Source organism: Streptomyces sp. NPDC019937 (assembly GCF_040631655.1).
Taxonomy (GTDB): domain Bacteria; phylum Actinomycetota; class Actinomycetes; order Streptomycetales; family Streptomycetaceae; genus Streptomyces.
Genome location: NZ_JBEYAL010000033.1, coordinates 76610 through 91749 on the forward strand (window position 1 = coordinate 76610; position 15140 = coordinate 91749).

Sequence of the window (15140 nt, forward strand, 5' to 3'; positions counted from 1 at the left end):
CCTCCGAGCATACGAGTGGTGTCCGACACCGCCAGACCGGCCGGGCCTGCGGTTTTGTGGGTCTGATCACGACAATTCGGCCCTGGTGCCGGGAATACGATTGCGCGCTACAAATACCGCGCGCAGGCGTCCAGGGTGTGCAGGACCTCCGTCTCGTCCCCGGGCGGGAGCTGCACGACGACCTCCTCGACGCCGAGGTCGGCGTAGTGGGCGAGCTTGCCGGGCGAGGGGCGCACCGCGTACGGCACCACCTCCAGCGCCGCCGGGTCCCGCCCCGCCTCCGCCCAGACGCGACGCAGTTCGGGGAGGGCTTCCGTGAGGCCACCACCGCCGATCGGCAGCCAGCCGTCCGCGTACGCGGCGATGTGCGCGAACAGCCGCGGCCCGGCCGCCCCGCCGATCAGGGTGCGCGGCCCGGTGAGCGGGTCGCCGGGCGGGCGCTCCCGGATCACCGGTTTGGGGTACGCCAGGCTCGCCCGCACCGACACGTACGGGCCCTGATGGGCCGTGGGCTCCTCCGCCCACAGGGCGCGCATCAGCGCCATCCGGTCGCGGACCAGCTCGCGGCGCTCCGCCCAGACGGTGCCGTGGTCGGCGGCCTCCTCGACGTTCCAGCCATACCCGATACCGAAGGTGAAGCGTCCGCCGGACAGGAAGTCGAGGGTGGCCACGCTCTTCGCGAGGCCGACCGGATCATGCTGGGCGACCAGGCAGATGCCGGTGCCAAGACCCAGCCGCTCGGTGACGGCGGCCGCCTGGCCGAGCGCCACGAACGGGTCGAGGGTGCGTCCGTACGGGCGCGGCAGCGGCTCGCCCATGGGGGCGGGGGTCTCGCGGCTGACCGGGATGTGGGTGTGCTCGGGCAGATACAGCCCGGCGAATCCGCGCCGCTCCAGCTCGCGCCCGAGCCAGGCGGGGCGGACGGTCTCGTCGGTGAGGAAGACGGTGGTCGCGATGCGCATGAAGGGGCCGCTCCTGCCGCCGGGGACGTGTGTGACGTACGAGAGACGCGTGGGGGACGTATGTTCCCTCTCCGCCTTCGAGTTATCCACAGGCCTTTCCGCGGATGTCATCGACGCGTACAACGGTGGGACGCGGGTGACACGAATCCGAGTGTGGGGGCAGGCATGCAGCGACGGGACGTACTCAGACTCTCCGCGCTCGCGGGGGCGGCGGGCGTGCTCACGCTCGACCCGGTGTCGTTCGCGCAGGCCGACGACGCGGACGATGGCGACGGGAAGTCCCGTACGATCACCGGCCATCTGCCCACGGGCTCCCCGGACTTCGTCTATCTGCCGGTGGAGGTGCCGTCCGGGGTCCGCGAGATCGCGGTCTCCTACTCGTACGACAAGCCGACCGTGCCTCCCGGCACACAGGGGAACGCCTGCGACATCGGCATCTTCGACGAGCGCGGTACGGAGCTGGGCGGGCGCGGCTTCCGCGGCTGGTCGGGCGGTGCTCGTACGGAGTTCGCGATCAGCGCCGCGGAGGCCACCCCCGGCTACCTCGCCGGGCCGGTCCGGGCGGGCACCTGGCATGTCGTCCTCGGCCCCTACACGGTCGCCCCGCAGGGCCTGGACTACAAGGTCACCATCACCCTGCGGTTCGGCCCGCCCGGCACCACTCCCAAGCCGGTCTACCCGCCGCAGCGCGCCAAGGGGCGCGGCCGGGCCTGGTACCGGGGCGACTCCCATCTGCACACCGTGCACTCCGACGGCAAGCGCACCCCGGCCGAGCTGGCCGCCGCCGCCCGCGCCGCCGGGCTCGACTTCATCACCACCACCGAGCACAACACCACCTCCTCCCACGGCGCGTTCGAGGGCCTGTGGGGCGACGACCTGCTGATCATCACGGGCGAGGAGATCACCACCCGGAACGGCCATGTGGTCGCCCTCGGCATCGCCCCGGGCACCTTCATCGACTGGCGCTACCGCGCCCGGGACAACCGCTTCGGCCAGTTCGCCCGCAAGATCCGCCAGGCGGGCGGCCTGGTGATCCCGGCCCACCCCCACGGCACGTGCGTCGGCTGCAACTGGAAGTTCGGCTTCAACGAGGCCGACGCGGTCGAGGTGTGGAACGCCGACTTCGGCCCGGACGACGAGGCGACCGTCCTGGAGTGGGACAACACCCTGGTCGCCGCCGCCCGCGGGGACGGCCGCTGGCTCCCCGCCGTCGGCCACAGCGACTCCCACCGCGAGCCCTCGCCCGTCGGCCTCCCCCAGACTGTCGTCCTCGCCGACGACCTGTCGCGCGACGCCCTCCAGGACGGCATCCGCTCCGGCCGCTGCTGGATCGCCGAGTCGTCCGAGGTCGACCTCACCTTCGAGGCGGTGGACGGGCGCGGCCACCACGCCGGCATCGCCGACCGGCTGGCGGTCGCCGCCGACGTGGAGGTGACGGTCCGTCTGAAGGTCACGGGCGCGGGTCCGGGCCGCCAGGTCCGCTTCATCACCGACCAGGGCCCGCTGCACACCACCACCCTGCCCGACTCCGGCTCCGGCACCGTCGAGTGGAAGACCACGCCCTCCTACGCCGCCTACGTCCGCGCCGAGATCCGCCACCCGGCGGCGGACGGCGGCGCGTCGGGCATACCGGGCCCGATGGTCGCCCTGACCAACCCGATCTGGCTGGGCCGGCGGTAGATGTCGAGCCCCCGTCAGGGCTGGTCCTGCGCGCGGGCCGTCAGCAGGGCCGCGCGGAGGGCCTTTTTGTCGGTCTTGCCGACGGCGGTCCGGGGGAGGGAGTCGGTGATCGAGTAGGAAGCAGGCTCGTAGAGATCTCCCAGAGCGTCCACGATCTCGCCCGTCAGCCGGGCACGATCCGGGGCCTCGGCAAGGTCCTGGGGCACCAGGACGACGTGCACGGTCTCCTTGTCGTCGTCGCCGGGCAGACCGATCGTGGCGGCTTCCTTGATGGCGGGGTGTGCGATGAGGAAGTCATCGAGGAGGCGCGAATAGACGTTGTCGGCCGTGTTGCCCGTCACGATGATGTCCCGTGCCCGGTCGACCAGGTACAGGTAGCCGTCGTCGTCCTGCCGGGCGATGTCTCCGCTGCGGAACCAGCCCTCGTCGTCCAGTACCTCGGCGGTACGTTCCGGGTCGTTCCAGTAGCCCTCCATCACCGACCGACTGCGCATGTACAGCTCACCGAGTTCCCCCACCGGCACCGGCTTGCCGTCCTCGTCGCGCAGCTCCACCTCGACTCCGGACACGGGGCGTCCGCAGCTGGTCAGCGACTCGGGGCGGTCCAGGTCGTGGTCCTGTGGGAAGAGCCGGGCGACGAGTCCGTTCTCGGACGCTCCGTACATTTGGTCCATCACCGGACCGAAGCGCTCGATCGCCTGCCTCAGACGGGCGGGGGAAGCCGCCGCACCGGTGTAGTGGAGGGTCGTCAGCGCGGGGAAGCGACCGGGGAGGCAGTCCGGGTGGTCCAGCAGCTCGTACAGCATGGGCGACACCAGCATCACCCTGCTGACGCGCTCCCTGGCCATCACCGACAGGGCCGTCCCCGCATCGAACGTCCTCAGCAGCACGATGGTGTAGCCGCCCAGGAGGCCCAGCAGGAAGGCGCCATGACCGCTGGAATGCGTCACCAGCGTGCATATCAGCCACACAGGGTCGGCCGCCTCGTTGGCGTTCGCTTCGGCGTCCTCGCTCGACGCCTCCACGTAGCCGTCGTAATAACCGCTGCGGTGAACGACCAGCTTGGGCACGCCGGTCGTACCGCCGGTGTAGAGAAGCGTCGCGACGTGGCGGCCATCGGCGGCCTCGTGAAGCGAGCCGACGGTGTCGGGGGCTGCCGTCAGGAAGTCGGGCGCGATCGAGGACGCGCCGATGCTGAAGACATGTGGAATGTCGATCCGGCTGGTGATCCGCTCGGTCCGCTCCTCGAAGATGGGGTCGAACAAGAGCATCTTGACGTCAGCGCGCTGGATCAGCGCTTCGAGTTCGCCGTTGCCGGGCTCCGGCGGAACGAAAACCAGTCGACAGCCCACGAAATGAACGGCCAGCTGGAGCTGTAGCGCCTCCGGAGAGTTCACCACGAACAGCGCGACTCCGTCCCCTTCCACCAGTCCGCTGTCCCGCAGCGCCGCAGCGAAGCGCAGGACCCCGCTGACGGCCTCGGTGCCGCTGATGCGCCGCTCGCCCGCGACGATCGCGTCACGACCGCCTTTCTCCGCAAGCCGTTCCAAGACCGAGACGGTGTAGTTCTCGCTGGCAGTGACTGTGTTCATGATCCTTCTTCGTGCTGGGGCTTGCTGCCCGGGGGGCGACCCCAGGCGTTGTGTGACCACCCATCACCAACGCTACGAAGGCTGCGAAAAGTCCTGGTCCACCCGGTGGACGTGCTCGCCCGGACCCCAGCGCCCCACTCGGGCCGATCGCTCTCCGGAGGCCGACGGCCGGCGAGGCCGCCTCATTGCTGGGCGAGCCTGTCGCTATCCCCAGGTGAGCGGGTCGAGGTGGAGGTAGAACCGCTCCCGGTCCCGGTCGAGGACGATGCCGTAGCGGTCGGCGAACGCCTCCTCCGCGGCGTCGGCCCGCCGGTCGTCGGCCCATGTCTCCCGGGCGGTGGCGAACAGGAGGGCGATGTCGGCGCAGGGGTCGGCCCGCCCGAGGCGGCCGAGGTCGATGAAGCCCGCCACGGTCAGGGTGCTCGGGTCGAGCACGATGTTGGGCAGGCACAGATCACCGTGACAGACGACCGCCTCGGCGGCTTCCTGCGCGAGACGGTCCTCGATCTGCGGGGCGAGACGCGCGAGCAGTTCCCCGGGCGGGGTGTCCTGCTGGTCGACGGGCAGGAACTCCGGGTTGACCGCGCCCCGCGCCACGACCTCGCGTGCGGTGGCGAACATCTGACGGAGGTCGCGGCTGAAGGGGCACGACTGGAGCGGCAGGTCGTGCAGTCGCCGCACGGCGTCGGCGATCGGCTCCCACGCCGCGTGGAGCGTGGCAGCCGGGACACGGTCCGCGGGGACGCCTGCCACGGTGCTGGTCACCAGGCAGCCGCCCGCATCGGTGACGCGCCAGTCGAGGACTTGGGCGCCCGGCACACCCCGCGCGTGAAGCCACGCGACCCGGTCCCGCTCCGCCTCCAGCGAGGCCACCTGGGGCGCGGGCACACACTTCGCGTACCGCGAGCCGTCATCGGAACGGAAGACGGCCGCCCCGGACTCCCCGGCGGTGACGGGCTCCCACCCGCCGCCCCAAGCGCCCGCGGGCGGCCTCAAGAGGCAGCCGCTTCGGCGAACTGGTTGGTGTCGAAGAGCTGGTTGATGTGTCCGCCGAGTTCGGACCAGTGCTGTCCGGAGAGTTCGGCGGCGGCACGCGCGTCACCGGTGGCGCAGACGTCGACGAGCTGGTCGTGGTGCTCGATGGTGTTGCGGCCGCCGAGCAGCGTGGAGAACTTGCGGTGGAGGATGCGGTGGATCTGGGGGTGGACCTGTTCGACGATGCGGCTGAGGACCGGGTTGTCAGCGGCCGCGATGGGGACGGCGTGGAAGCGGTCGTCGGCGGCGAGGACGGCGGCGATGTCGTTGTCGGCGACGGCGCGCTCGAAGTCCCGGTTGGCTTCGCGCATCTGCCGCAGATCCTGCTCGGTCATGACCGGCACGGCGGTCTCTATGGCCAGCTGGTCGAGTGCGCGCAGGACCGCGAGGGTCTTTTCGGCATCGCGACGGTTGAGGGTGGTGATGCGGGTGTAGACGCCCGGTTTGGCCTCGACGAGTCCGATGTCGGCGAGCCGGGCGAGCGCCTCGCGCACCGGGGTGCGGCTGAGCCCGAGACGCTCGGCCAGCTCGCTGTCCTTGACCTTCTCCCCCGGGGGCAGTTCACCGCGCACGATGGAGTCGCGCAGGCGGTGGAAGACCTCATCGCTGAGGAGGCGGCGGGACACGGGGCTGTCGAGTGACATATTGCGCACCATACATCGCCCTCTCCGTGGTGCACCGGCCTTCCTCATCGCTCAGGCTGCTCGGGCCCGACGGACGAGGGCCCGGGTCAGGAGGGCGGCCGGATCGATGAGGGGGACATCGACGGCGTCGGCGGGAAGCCCGAGGGGGATCCCGGCCCCCTGACGATACGTCACGATTACGCTCTGTAGCGACGCATGCGCCTAAAGTTAGACATGCAACCCCTACAGTCGCAAGTAATCTCATGCAAGCTTGCATTTTCGTGACCCTGTGTGATCGTGTCCTCCACGGCCAGGATTCGGCGTAGGCGGCGGTTTGCAATAGGCCATTACCGCAGGGCCGAGCACCCGCTGCTGAACTCGGAGATTCACCGGGAGCAGTTGTCGACCATCCTCGATGTCGCGGGCAGGCAGAACGTAACCCTTCAGGTCCTACCGTTCACTGCGGGAGTGCTGGCCGGTACGACCTCCGCGTTCTCTTCCTTCAGCTTCGATTCCGACCCGGCCGTTGAAGCCGTGGCCATGGAGAACCTGAGGGGCACGTCGGTGCTTGAGGACCCTGAGGATCTGAGCGCTTACACACTTCACCGGTGTAGGGATGGCGGGCGTTCCTCCTCGGCATCGAGCGCGGAAGGTTCGAGGTCCAGGAACAGCGCAGGCGCACGGTGGGCCCCGGCGCGCGCCGGGGCCCACGGCGTGCCGAACACCGTCAGTAGCGGACCTTGCCGTAGTCGACCAGCTGTTTGCGTCGCCGGTGGAGCAGAACGTACTGGCGGCCGTGTGCCCCATGGTCGAGGTGGGTGAGCGGCACGTCGGTGACCCTCCCGGCCTTCGCCTCGTCCGGCGAGAGTCGGAGCCACGCCCACGTCGTCGGGCGGTCCGAGGCACGGGCGTGACGCTGTGGCGAATCAGGTCATGGATCGCGCGATGGAAGGCGAGGCAACGGACGACGTTTCCGTGAGGAGCCCTAAGGCCTCGTCCCACATGGTGAGTTGGCGGAAGCGTCTGTAGCAGCACAGTACGGCTGCCAGCCCGAGAAAGGCCCCACCGCCCGCTTCCGTGAAAGCGATCTACCCCAACGCGCCATGGAGGGCACTGTCTCAAGCGTTGGGCCGCCCACATGAAGATCCGTATCGTCGGCCTTCCGGGCCCGGCCCGCGGCGTTGACGACCGCGTCGGCCCCGGCGTCGGCGACGAGCGCCGCGATCCGCTCCGGTCCTGCTGTCACACATCGAAGCCCGCGGGGCTACCCGGACGATGCGAGACCCGGCCGGAAGAAGCCCTGGCTCACCGCGTACCCGTGGGGCGAGGGGGCGGGACCGTGGTGCATCACCCCCGTAACGAAATGATCCACTTCCTTGTGCGGGCCCCGTCCACGCCCGTGAAGTGAGCTGATGCACTTTCCGACAGCAGGCGGTCCGTTCTTCCGCCACTTGCGCATGTGGCACGCCGTGGCGGCCTCCCTCGTCGTGGTGGCGGTGGTGGCGTTCCTCGTCCTCCGGCCGTCCGGCGGCGCGCGTGCGGTACCCAACAGTCCCTGCCGGGCGGTCGATTCGGCGCGCGAGGCCACGCCCGCGACCCCCGACCTCGACGGGGACGGCTTCGTCGATCTGGTGCACGAGATCTCCGAGACGGAGAACTTCGACCTGTTCGTCGTGCCCGGCTCCGAGCACGGTCCCGATCCCGACCGCACGACCGTCTTCGCCCACGACGACCTCGGTGTGCCGCACGACGTCCAGACGGGCGACGACCCGTTGCAGCCCACGGTCGCCGACCTGGATGAGGACGGCCACGCCGACCTCGTCGTGAGCGGCGCCGCCCAGGTCCTGTGGGGAGGCCCCAAGGGCCCGCGGGTCGGCGGAGCGCACGGGCGTGTGCCACTGCCGGGCAGCGGATACCACACCGCGCCGGTCGCCGGCGACTTCGACGGGGACGGCCACAGCGACCTCGCGGTGTTCAGGGACTCGAACGAGGCTCGGGAACTGGTCGTCCTCAAGGGACCGTTCAAGCGCTCCGGCGCCCCGGTCAGGACCGTGGAGATCCCCAGCCCGGTCCACGAGGGCGCGTCACCCGTACTGGTCGCCGGGGACGCGAACGACGACCGAGCCACCGATCTCGCGCTCTACGACTCTCCGTGGGATCCGCCCCTGCTGTTCACCGGCGGCGCCCGTACCGCCGGCGGCCTGAGCAAGGAACCCGAGCGGCTGCCGGAGGGCGAGAACATCGTCTTCGGCGATTTCGACGGGGACGGGCGCCAGGACATCGCCATCGGTCGGAGCTTCGTCGACAGCTACGACGAGGTCGACACACCGCACCGGCGCGGCCAGGTCAGCGTCCGCTACGGGAAGGAGCCGGGGAAGTGGGTCACCATGGACGGCGGCGACTTCAAGGAGGGCTTCGGCGCCAGGCTCGCCGTCGGGGACTTCAACGGCGATGGCTGCGACGACCTGGCCGTACAGCTCACCAAGAAGAAGGAGGCGGGGGACGCGCGGATCGAGGTGCTGCGGGGCGGCTCCGAGCACGGGCTCGGATCGAAACCCTGGCACTCCATCAAGCGGTCCGTGCCGGGTGACGACGGCCCCGACGACGGCACGCTCTTCGCCGTCCACGACTGGGACGGCGACGGCCGCGCGGAACTGACGCTTCTCGGCGCGGACAGATGGTGGATCACCGACGGTACGGGCCGCGACGAGGCTTCCTTCCCGGTCGCCCCCAGCAAGGATCAAAGTTCGTAGGTACATGCTTGCTGTCCCGGGCACGTAGTTCCGGGCCCGGTACCGGGTGCCGCTCTGCCGCCTCGGCGATCATGCCCTCCGGCAGAGCCTCGAAGACTCCGGCGTCCCGCCACTGGACTCCCGAGCGGAACTTCCAGATCACGCCGGGTCGAACTGCGGCCGCAGCCGCTCGCTGGGCTGTGTGAGTCGAGGAGTTGGGTGGTCAATCGTTCTGCCCCTGAGCACAACAGGCAGTGGGGGCGGTAGCCACTACCGCCCTGCAACGGCGAGTACGAGTGGTGAGCAATCAGCATGACTGAGCTCCTGCCCCTGCCGGCAAGTACATCTTCGGGCCCGAAGTTGCGGAAAAGCACACAGAACGGCAGGCAAATGGCTGCGTCTCCGTCGTGTGGGGCGTTTGCGCACTGAGCGCCAGCGCGTACATCGCATGGAAGCTGTCGGCGCACTACCAGCTGTCGACGGTACTCCGCGCCATGTTGGTAGCGGCAACAGCACTCGTCCCCGGTGGGGGCGCCGCGCTGATCTCCGGCCTGGTGGCGCGGCGCGGAACGGAGGACAAGCGGGTCGCACAGCTCCGCGCGGAGTACGGAACCGAGGAGAGCGACAGCGATCCGCAAGGGGACGCCGAACGATGAGCAACCGTGGAGGACTGCGCTGCTCGGGTCCAGCTTCGTAACTGCCGCTTCGGACTGGCGGGCATGCGCGAACGCGTCCTCCAGGCCGACGGCCAGTGCGACACCGGGCCGTCCGAGGCCGGGGCCAAGACCCACATCAACCAGATCTTCGCCAAGACGGGCAGCCGCGACCGTTCCCAGGCCATCGTCTACGCCCACCGGCACGCGATCACCGCGCCCGAGGAGTCGCATCAGTAGCAGGTCTTATACGGGGCGGTAGGCCGCGCGGACTCGGCGGCCGCCGTCGACCACCAGGTCGGTGCCGGTGATCCAGGACGCCTCGTCGGAGACCAGCCAGCGGACGGCGCTCGCCACGTCCTCCGGTTCGCCGATGCGGGCCAGCGGGAGGGTGGCGGCGATGGCGGGTTCGTCGCGGTCCCAGACGAAGCGGGCCATCTCGGTGCGGATCAGGCCCGGGGAGACGGCGTTGACGCGGACGGACGGGGCGAGTTCGGCGGCGAGTTGGCGGGTGAGGCGGAGGAGGGCGGTCTTGCTGGCGCCGTAGGCGCCGACGCCGGGGCCCACGCCGTGGGTGCCCTCGGTGCAGATGTTGACGATCGCGCCGCCGTGGTCGCGCATCCAGGCGCGCCAGGCCGCCTGGATCAGGCGGAGCGGGGCCTCCACGTTGACCGTGAAGGCCGCGCGCCAGGCGAGCGGGTCGGCGTCGATCAGCGGGCCGAGCGGGGCGTTGGTCGCGGCGTTGTTGACGAGGATGTCGAGGCGGCCGAAGGCGGCCAGAGTGCGGGCGACTGCCTCCTCGAGGTGGTCCGGGTCCGCCACGTCGCCCTGGCAGGCGAGGGCGTCAGGGCCCAGCTCGCGTACGGCCGCGTCCAGTTCGGCGGCACCACGTGCGGTCACGCACACCGCCGTACCATCGGCGGCCAGGGCCTTCGCCACGGCCAGGCCGATGCCGCGCGAGGCGCCGGTGACGAGGGCGACGCGGGGCGTCGGCACCTCAGCCCCGCGTGGACACGCTGTGGGTGTCACGGCCCGAGCGCAGCACCCTCCCCGGGATCGCGCCGGTGATCTCGTCGTCGCGGATGGTCTCGACGCCGCCGACGCGGACGCTCACCATGCCCGCCGCCCGGGAGTCCAGGCGGGGGCTGTCGCCGGGGAGGTCGTGGACGAGGCGAGCGGGACCTGCGTCGATGCGGTCGGGGTCGAAGAGGACGAGGTCGGCGTGGTAGCCCTCGGCGATCCGGCCGCGCTCGCGCAGGCCGAACAGCCGCGCCGGGTCGTCGGTCAGCATCCGCACGGCCCGCTCCAGGCCGACCAGTTTCCGGCCGCGCAGGCAGTCGCCGATGAAGCGCGTGGTGTACGGGGCTCCGCACATCCGGTCCAGGTGGGCGCCCGCGTCGGAGCCGCCCAGCATGACGTCCTCGTGTTCCCAGGTCTGCCGCCGCAGCTCCCAGCTGGCCGGGTCGTTGTCGGTCGGCATCGGCCACAGGACGGTGCGCATCTCGTCGGCGGCGCAGATCTCCACCAGGGTGTGGAAGGCGTCCTGGCCGCGCTCGGCGGCGATGTCGCGGACGACGCGGCCGGTGAGTCCGGCGTTGGCCTCGCTGTAGGTGTCGCCGATGACGTACCGCCCGAAGTCGGCGAGCCGCCGGAAGACCCCGGCCTCGGGGCTGTTCGCGCGGCGCAGCATCTCCGCCCGTACGGACCGGTCGCGGAGCCTCGCGATGCGCTCGGGGACGGGCAGGCCGAGGATGTCGCCCCAGCCCGGGATGAGGTTGAGCGCGCAGAACGTGCCGAGGGACATGTTCATGGGGGTGAGGATGGGCATGGTGAGGGCGACGATGCGGCCGCCCGCCGCACGGGCCCGCTCGCTCGCCAGGAGCTGGCGCGGGACGCGCTCGGGGACGGCGGCGTCGATGGTGAGGACGTTCCAGTTGAGGGGGCGCCCGGCGGCGGCGCTCATCTCCACCAGCAGGTCGATCTCCTCGTCGGCGAACCGGTCGAGGCAGCCCGCCACGATGGCCTCGATCTGGGTGCCCTCGTGCTCGCCGACGGCCCGGGACAGGGCGAGGAGTTCCTCGGGCTTCGCGTGCCGGGAGGCGACGGGCTGCCCGTCGCCGTCGGCGTGGGTGGAGGACTGGGTGGTGGAAAGACCCCACGCCCCCGCGTCCATCGCCTCGTGGAGGAGCCGCAGCATCGCCTCCATCTGGCCGGGGGTGGGCTGTCCGCCGATCGCGTCCGGGCCCATGACGTGGCGGCGCAGCGCGCAGTGGCCCACCATGAAGCCCGCGTTGACGGCGGTCCGGCCCTCCAGGGCGTCGAGGTATTCGCCGAAGCCGTGCCAGTTCCAGGGCGCGCCCTCCTCCAGGGCGACGAGCGACATGCCCTCGACCCGGCTCATCATCCGCCGCGTGTAGTCGGCGTCGCCGGGGCGCTCGGGGTTGAGCGGGGCGAGGGTGAAGCCGCAGTTGCCGCCCGCGATGGTGGTGACGCCGTGGTGCATCGAGGGGGTGGCGTACGGGTCCCAGAAGAGCTGGGCGTCGTAGTGGGTGTGCGGGTCGACGAAGCCGGGCGCGAGGACGAGCCCGGTGGCGTCCTCGCCGCCGCGGGCCGGTTCGGCGACGGAACCCGGCTCGGCGACGGTGACGATCCGGCCGTCGCGCAGGCCGACGTCGGCGGTGTACGAGGGCGCGCCCGTGCCGTCCACGACGGTGGCGCCCTTGATGAGGTGGTCGAGCACGGGTGGGGTCCCTTCTGGCGTCAGCCGTTATCTGTATGACATCAGCTGATATCTGTCAGCTGTCATCCGTTCGCTGTCCGGCGGAAGCGGGTCGTGCGGTGCACCGGATCGGTGTCGATCTTCGGGATGACGTGCTCGCCGATGAGCTTGATGGTGTTCATGGTGTCCTCGTAGCCGATGCCGATCGGCAGCCCGAAGGAGAGCTGGTCGGCCCCGGCCTGTTCCCACCGCTTGCACTGCCGGAAGACCTCGTCCGGGTCGCCGCAGATCATCAGCTCCTCGGCGATGAGCAGTTCGATGATCTCCTCCGTGTATTCGGGGAGGAGTTCGGGCCACTCCGGGATGCCGTCCGGGCGGGGGAAGGTGTCGTGGTAGCGGAAGAGGAGGGACTGGAGGTAGTTGAGGCCGCCGCCGAGCGCGATCTCGACCGCCTTGGCGTGGGTCTCGGCGCAGATCGCGGTCGAGGTCACCATGACGTTGTCGTTGACGAAGCCGCCGACCGGGTCGGCGTCCTTGACGGCGTTCTTGTAGGAGTCGAGGACCCACTCCATGTCGGACACCTTCTGGATGGAGAAGCCGAGGACGCCGAGGCCCTTGCGGCCCGCCATCGCGTACGAGGACGGGGAGCCGGCCGCGTACCACATGGCCGGGTGGCCCGCCCCGTACGGCTTGGGCAGCACCTTGCGGGGCGGGAGCGACCAGTGCTTGCCCTGGAAGCCCGGGTACTCGTCCCGCAGCCACATCTTGGCGAACTCGCCGATGGTCTCTTCCCAGATCTCCTTGGTGTGGTTCATGTCCGTGACGCCCGGGATGAACCCCAGGATCTCGTGGCTGCCCGCCCCGCGCCCCGAGCCGAACTCGAACCGGCCGCCGGAGAGGTGGTCGAGCATGGCCACCTTCTCGGCGACCTTCACCGGGTGGTTGACCTGCGGGAGGGGGTTGAAGATGCCGGATCCGAGGTGGATGCGCTCGGTGGCGTGGGCGAGGTAGCCGAGGAAGACGTCGTTCGCGGAGAGGTGGGAGTACTCCTCCAGGAAGTGGTGCTCGGAGGCCCACGCGTATTTGAAGCCGGATCGGTCGGCCTGGATGACGTACTCGGTCTCCTCGATGAGGGCGTGGTGCTCGGCCTCGGGGTCGGCGCGGCGTCGGCGCTCCGGCACGTATCCCTGTACGAACAGTCCGAATTCCAAGGGGGTCACCGCCTCTGCTCTATCTGACGTACCGTCAGATTTGGGTTCGACCATGGCACCGGCGGGGTTGGGCGTCAAGGGGCACGCCCGGCCCCGGGGGAGCCGTCAGAAGACCGAGACGCCGCACAGCCAGCCACCGTCGGCGACGAGCGGCTGGCCGGTGATGTACGAGGAGTCGTCCGAGGTGAGGAAGAGCGCCAGGCGGGCGACCTCCTCGGGGCGGCCGATGCGGCCCATCGGGACCAGCTTGCGATAGAGGCCGTCGACCGCCTCCGACGCCTCGGCCACCCGGGCCGTGTCCGCCGCCGGGTCGAGCCGGGCCGGGTTGCTCATGGGGGTGTCGATCGCGCCGGGGCACACCGCGTTGACCCGGATGCCCTTGCCCGCCAGCTCCATCGCGGCCACCCGGGTCATCCCGACGATGGCCGCCTTGGTGGCGGCGTACGAGGTCAGCAGGGCCATGCCGGAGAGGGCGACGTAGGAGGCGGTGTTGACGATCGTGCCGCCGCCCGCCGCCGCCAGCTCCGGGGCGACGGTGCGCATCCCGAGGAAGGCGCCGACCTGGTTGACCTGGACGACGGCCAGATACTCCTCCAGCGGGGTGCTGGTCAGCTCGTTGAAGCGGAGGATGCCCGCGTTGTTGACCAGCCCGTTCACCGCGCCGAAGGCGTCTTTCGCGAACGCCACGGCGGCCGCCCAGTCGTCCTCGCGGCTCACGTCCAGATGGACGTAAGCGGCGGACTCCTCCCCCAGCTCCTTCGCCACGGCGCCGCCCTGGTCGTCGAGGACGTCCGCGAGCACCACCTTCGCGCCCTCGGCTGCGAACAGCCGCGCCTCCTGTTCGCCCTGCCCGCGCGCCGCACCCGTGACGATCACGACGCGTCCGTCCAGCTTGCCCACGATGGCCTCCTCAAGGATTGAGTTGCGGGGCGACGTCGGCCGCGAAGGCCGCCATCTGGTCGGTCAGTTCGGCGCGGCTCCGGCTGCGGAACCGCACCTGGATCTGGTCCACGCCCATGGCCGCGTACGCGCGCAGGGACTCGGCCAGCCGCTCCGGCTTCCCGGTGAGCGTGCGGCACCCCACGCGCCAGGACGGCTCGCCCACGTACAGCGGCTCGGCGATGGCGCCGATCTCGGCGGGCTCCTCGATCCCCGCTGCCTCGCGCAGCGCGCGCAGCCGGGCGATCCGGGCGGGGAGCCGGTCGCGCGGGTCGCCCTGCGGCAGCCAGCCGTCGCCCCGGACGGCGGCCCGGCGCAGCGCGGCGGGCGAGGAGCCGCCCACCCACAGCGGGGGGCGCGGCGTCTGGGCGGGGCGCGGGGCCTGGCCGAGGTCTCGATACGTGAAGTGCTCACCGTGGAAGTCGGCGAACTCCTCCGGCCCCAGCGCCGCCTTCAGCGCGTCGACCGTCTCGTCGAGCAGCGGCCCGCGCGCGTCGAAGTCGACGCCGAGCGCGTCGAACTCCTCGCGTACGTGCCCGGCGCCGACCCCGAGGATCAGCCGCCCGCCGGAGAGGTGGTCGAGCGTCGCGTACTGCTTGGCGGTGAGCAGGGGGTGCCGGAGCGCGGCGACGGCGACATGGCTGAGCAGCCGCACCCGCTCGGTGGCCGCGGCCAGGTAGCCGAGGGTGGCGACCGGGTCGTACCAGATGGTGCCCATCGCGGCGGCCAGCCGCCGCGGGATCGCCACGTGGTCGCAGACGGCGACGTAGGCGAAGCCGGAGCGGTCGGCGGCGCGGGCGACGGCGACGAGGTCCTCCGGACCGGCGGCCGCCTCCCACGGTTCGGCGTAGAGGGTGCTCTGTGACTGGATCGGCAGCTGCATGCCGTAGCTCAACCGACCCCGGGGCAGGACGCGCATGCCGGGCCTCCTTGTCGGTGGACCGCAGTGGACCGTGGTGGACCCTCGGTGGACCGCCATCGTCGTATCTGACGG

The 15140-nt window shown here is 70.9% G+C and carries 13 protein-coding genes and 1 pseudogene; 5 read left to right on the forward strand and 9 right to left on the reverse strand.

Annotation, left to right across the window (positions count from 1 at the left end; genetic code table 11):
* Positions 1-107: 107 nt before the first annotated feature.
* Entirely contained in the window at positions 108-962 is an 855-nt protein-coding gene (locus ABZ562_RS29485; protein WP_361485312.1) for an LLM class F420-dependent oxidoreductase, read from the reverse strand.
* A gap of 165 nt (positions 963-1127) precedes the next feature.
* On the opposite strand from ABZ562_RS29485, the gene ABZ562_RS29490 reads away from it, so the two are divergent.
* Positions 1128-2642, forward strand: a complete 1515-nt coding sequence (locus ABZ562_RS29490; protein WP_361485314.1) for a CehA/McbA family metallohydrolase — start codon at positions 1128-1130, stop codon at positions 2640-2642.
* 14 nt (positions 2643-2656) lie between these two features.
* On the opposite strand, the gene ABZ562_RS29495 is transcribed toward ABZ562_RS29490, so the two are convergent.
* From ABZ562_RS29495 to ABZ562_RS29505, 3 genes are all read right to left on the reverse strand, one after another.
* Positions 2657-4234, reverse strand: coding sequence for an AMP-binding protein (locus tag ABZ562_RS29495; RefSeq protein ID WP_361485316.1), 1578 nt, complete (start codon positions 4232-4234; stop codon positions 2657-2659).
* 204 nt (positions 4235-4438) lie between these two features.
* Complete coding sequence (locus ABZ562_RS29500) at positions 4439-5230, reverse strand: APH(3'') family aminoglycoside O-phosphotransferase (protein WP_361485318.1); 792 nt, start codon at positions 5228-5230, stop codon at positions 4439-4441.
* A complete protein-coding gene (locus ABZ562_RS29505) occupies positions 5227-5913 on the reverse strand; it encodes a GntR family transcriptional regulator (RefSeq protein ID WP_361485320.1) in 687 nt (228 codons plus the stop codon). Before ABZ562_RS29505 ends, ABZ562_RS29500 begins: the two co-directional genes overlap by 4 nt.
* A gap of 276 nt (positions 5914-6189) precedes the next feature.
* Between ABZ562_RS29505 and ABZ562_RS29510 the strand changes: the two are divergent.
* The 4 genes and pseudogenes from ABZ562_RS29510 to ABZ562_RS29525 all read left to right on the forward strand — a co-directional run.
* Positions 6190-6480, forward strand: a pseudogene (locus tag ABZ562_RS29510) (Scr1 family TA system antitoxin-like transcriptional regulator); the annotation flags it as partial.
* A gap of 824 nt (positions 6481-7304) precedes the next feature.
* Positions 7305-8645: a VCBS repeat-containing protein gene (locus tag ABZ562_RS29515; RefSeq protein WP_361485322.1), complete on the forward strand. Its 1341-nt coding sequence runs from the start codon at positions 7305-7307 to the stop codon at positions 8643-8645.
* 473 nt (positions 8646-9118) lie between these two features.
* Positions 9119-9280 carry a hypothetical protein gene (locus ABZ562_RS29520; protein WP_361485324.1) on the forward strand — a complete coding sequence of 54 codons (162 nt, stop codon included), beginning with the start codon at positions 9119-9121 and terminating at the stop codon, positions 9278-9280.
* Between the two features lie 63 nt (positions 9281-9343).
* Positions 9344-9517 (forward strand): hypothetical protein, encoded by a 174-nt coding sequence (locus ABZ562_RS29525; RefSeq protein ID WP_361485326.1) that lies wholly within the window; start codon positions 9344-9346, stop codon positions 9515-9517.
* Positions 9518-9523: 6 nt separating this feature from the next.
* On the opposite strand, the gene ABZ562_RS29530 is transcribed toward ABZ562_RS29525, so the two are convergent.
* From ABZ562_RS29530 to ABZ562_RS29550, 5 genes are all read right to left on the reverse strand, one after another.
* A complete protein-coding gene (locus ABZ562_RS29530; RefSeq protein ID WP_361485328.1) occupies positions 9524-10273 on the reverse strand; it encodes an SDR family oxidoreductase in 750 nt (249 codons plus the stop codon).
* Between the two features lies 1 nt (position 10274).
* The gene (locus ABZ562_RS29535; RefSeq protein ID WP_361485329.1) at positions 10275-12017 is read right to left on the reverse strand and encodes a D-aminoacylase; all 1743 of its coding nucleotides are present in this window, start codon (positions 12015-12017) and stop codon (positions 10275-10277) included.
* Positions 12018-12079: 62 nt separating this feature from the next.
* Complete coding sequence (locus ABZ562_RS29540) at positions 12080-13207, reverse strand: LLM class flavin-dependent oxidoreductase (protein ID WP_361485363.1); 1128 nt, start codon at positions 13205-13207, stop codon at positions 12080-12082.
* Between the two features lie 105 nt (positions 13208-13312).
* Positions 13313-14107 carry a glucose 1-dehydrogenase gene (locus tag ABZ562_RS29545; RefSeq protein WP_361485331.1) on the reverse strand — a complete coding sequence of 265 codons (795 nt, stop codon included), beginning with the start codon at positions 14105-14107 and terminating at the stop codon, positions 13313-13315.
* A gap of 10 nt (positions 14108-14117) precedes the next feature.
* Positions 14118-15065, reverse strand: a complete 948-nt coding sequence (locus tag ABZ562_RS29550) for an LLM class F420-dependent oxidoreductase (protein WP_361485333.1) — start codon at positions 15063-15065, stop codon at positions 14118-14120.
* Between the last annotated feature and the right edge of the window lie 75 nt (positions 15066-15140).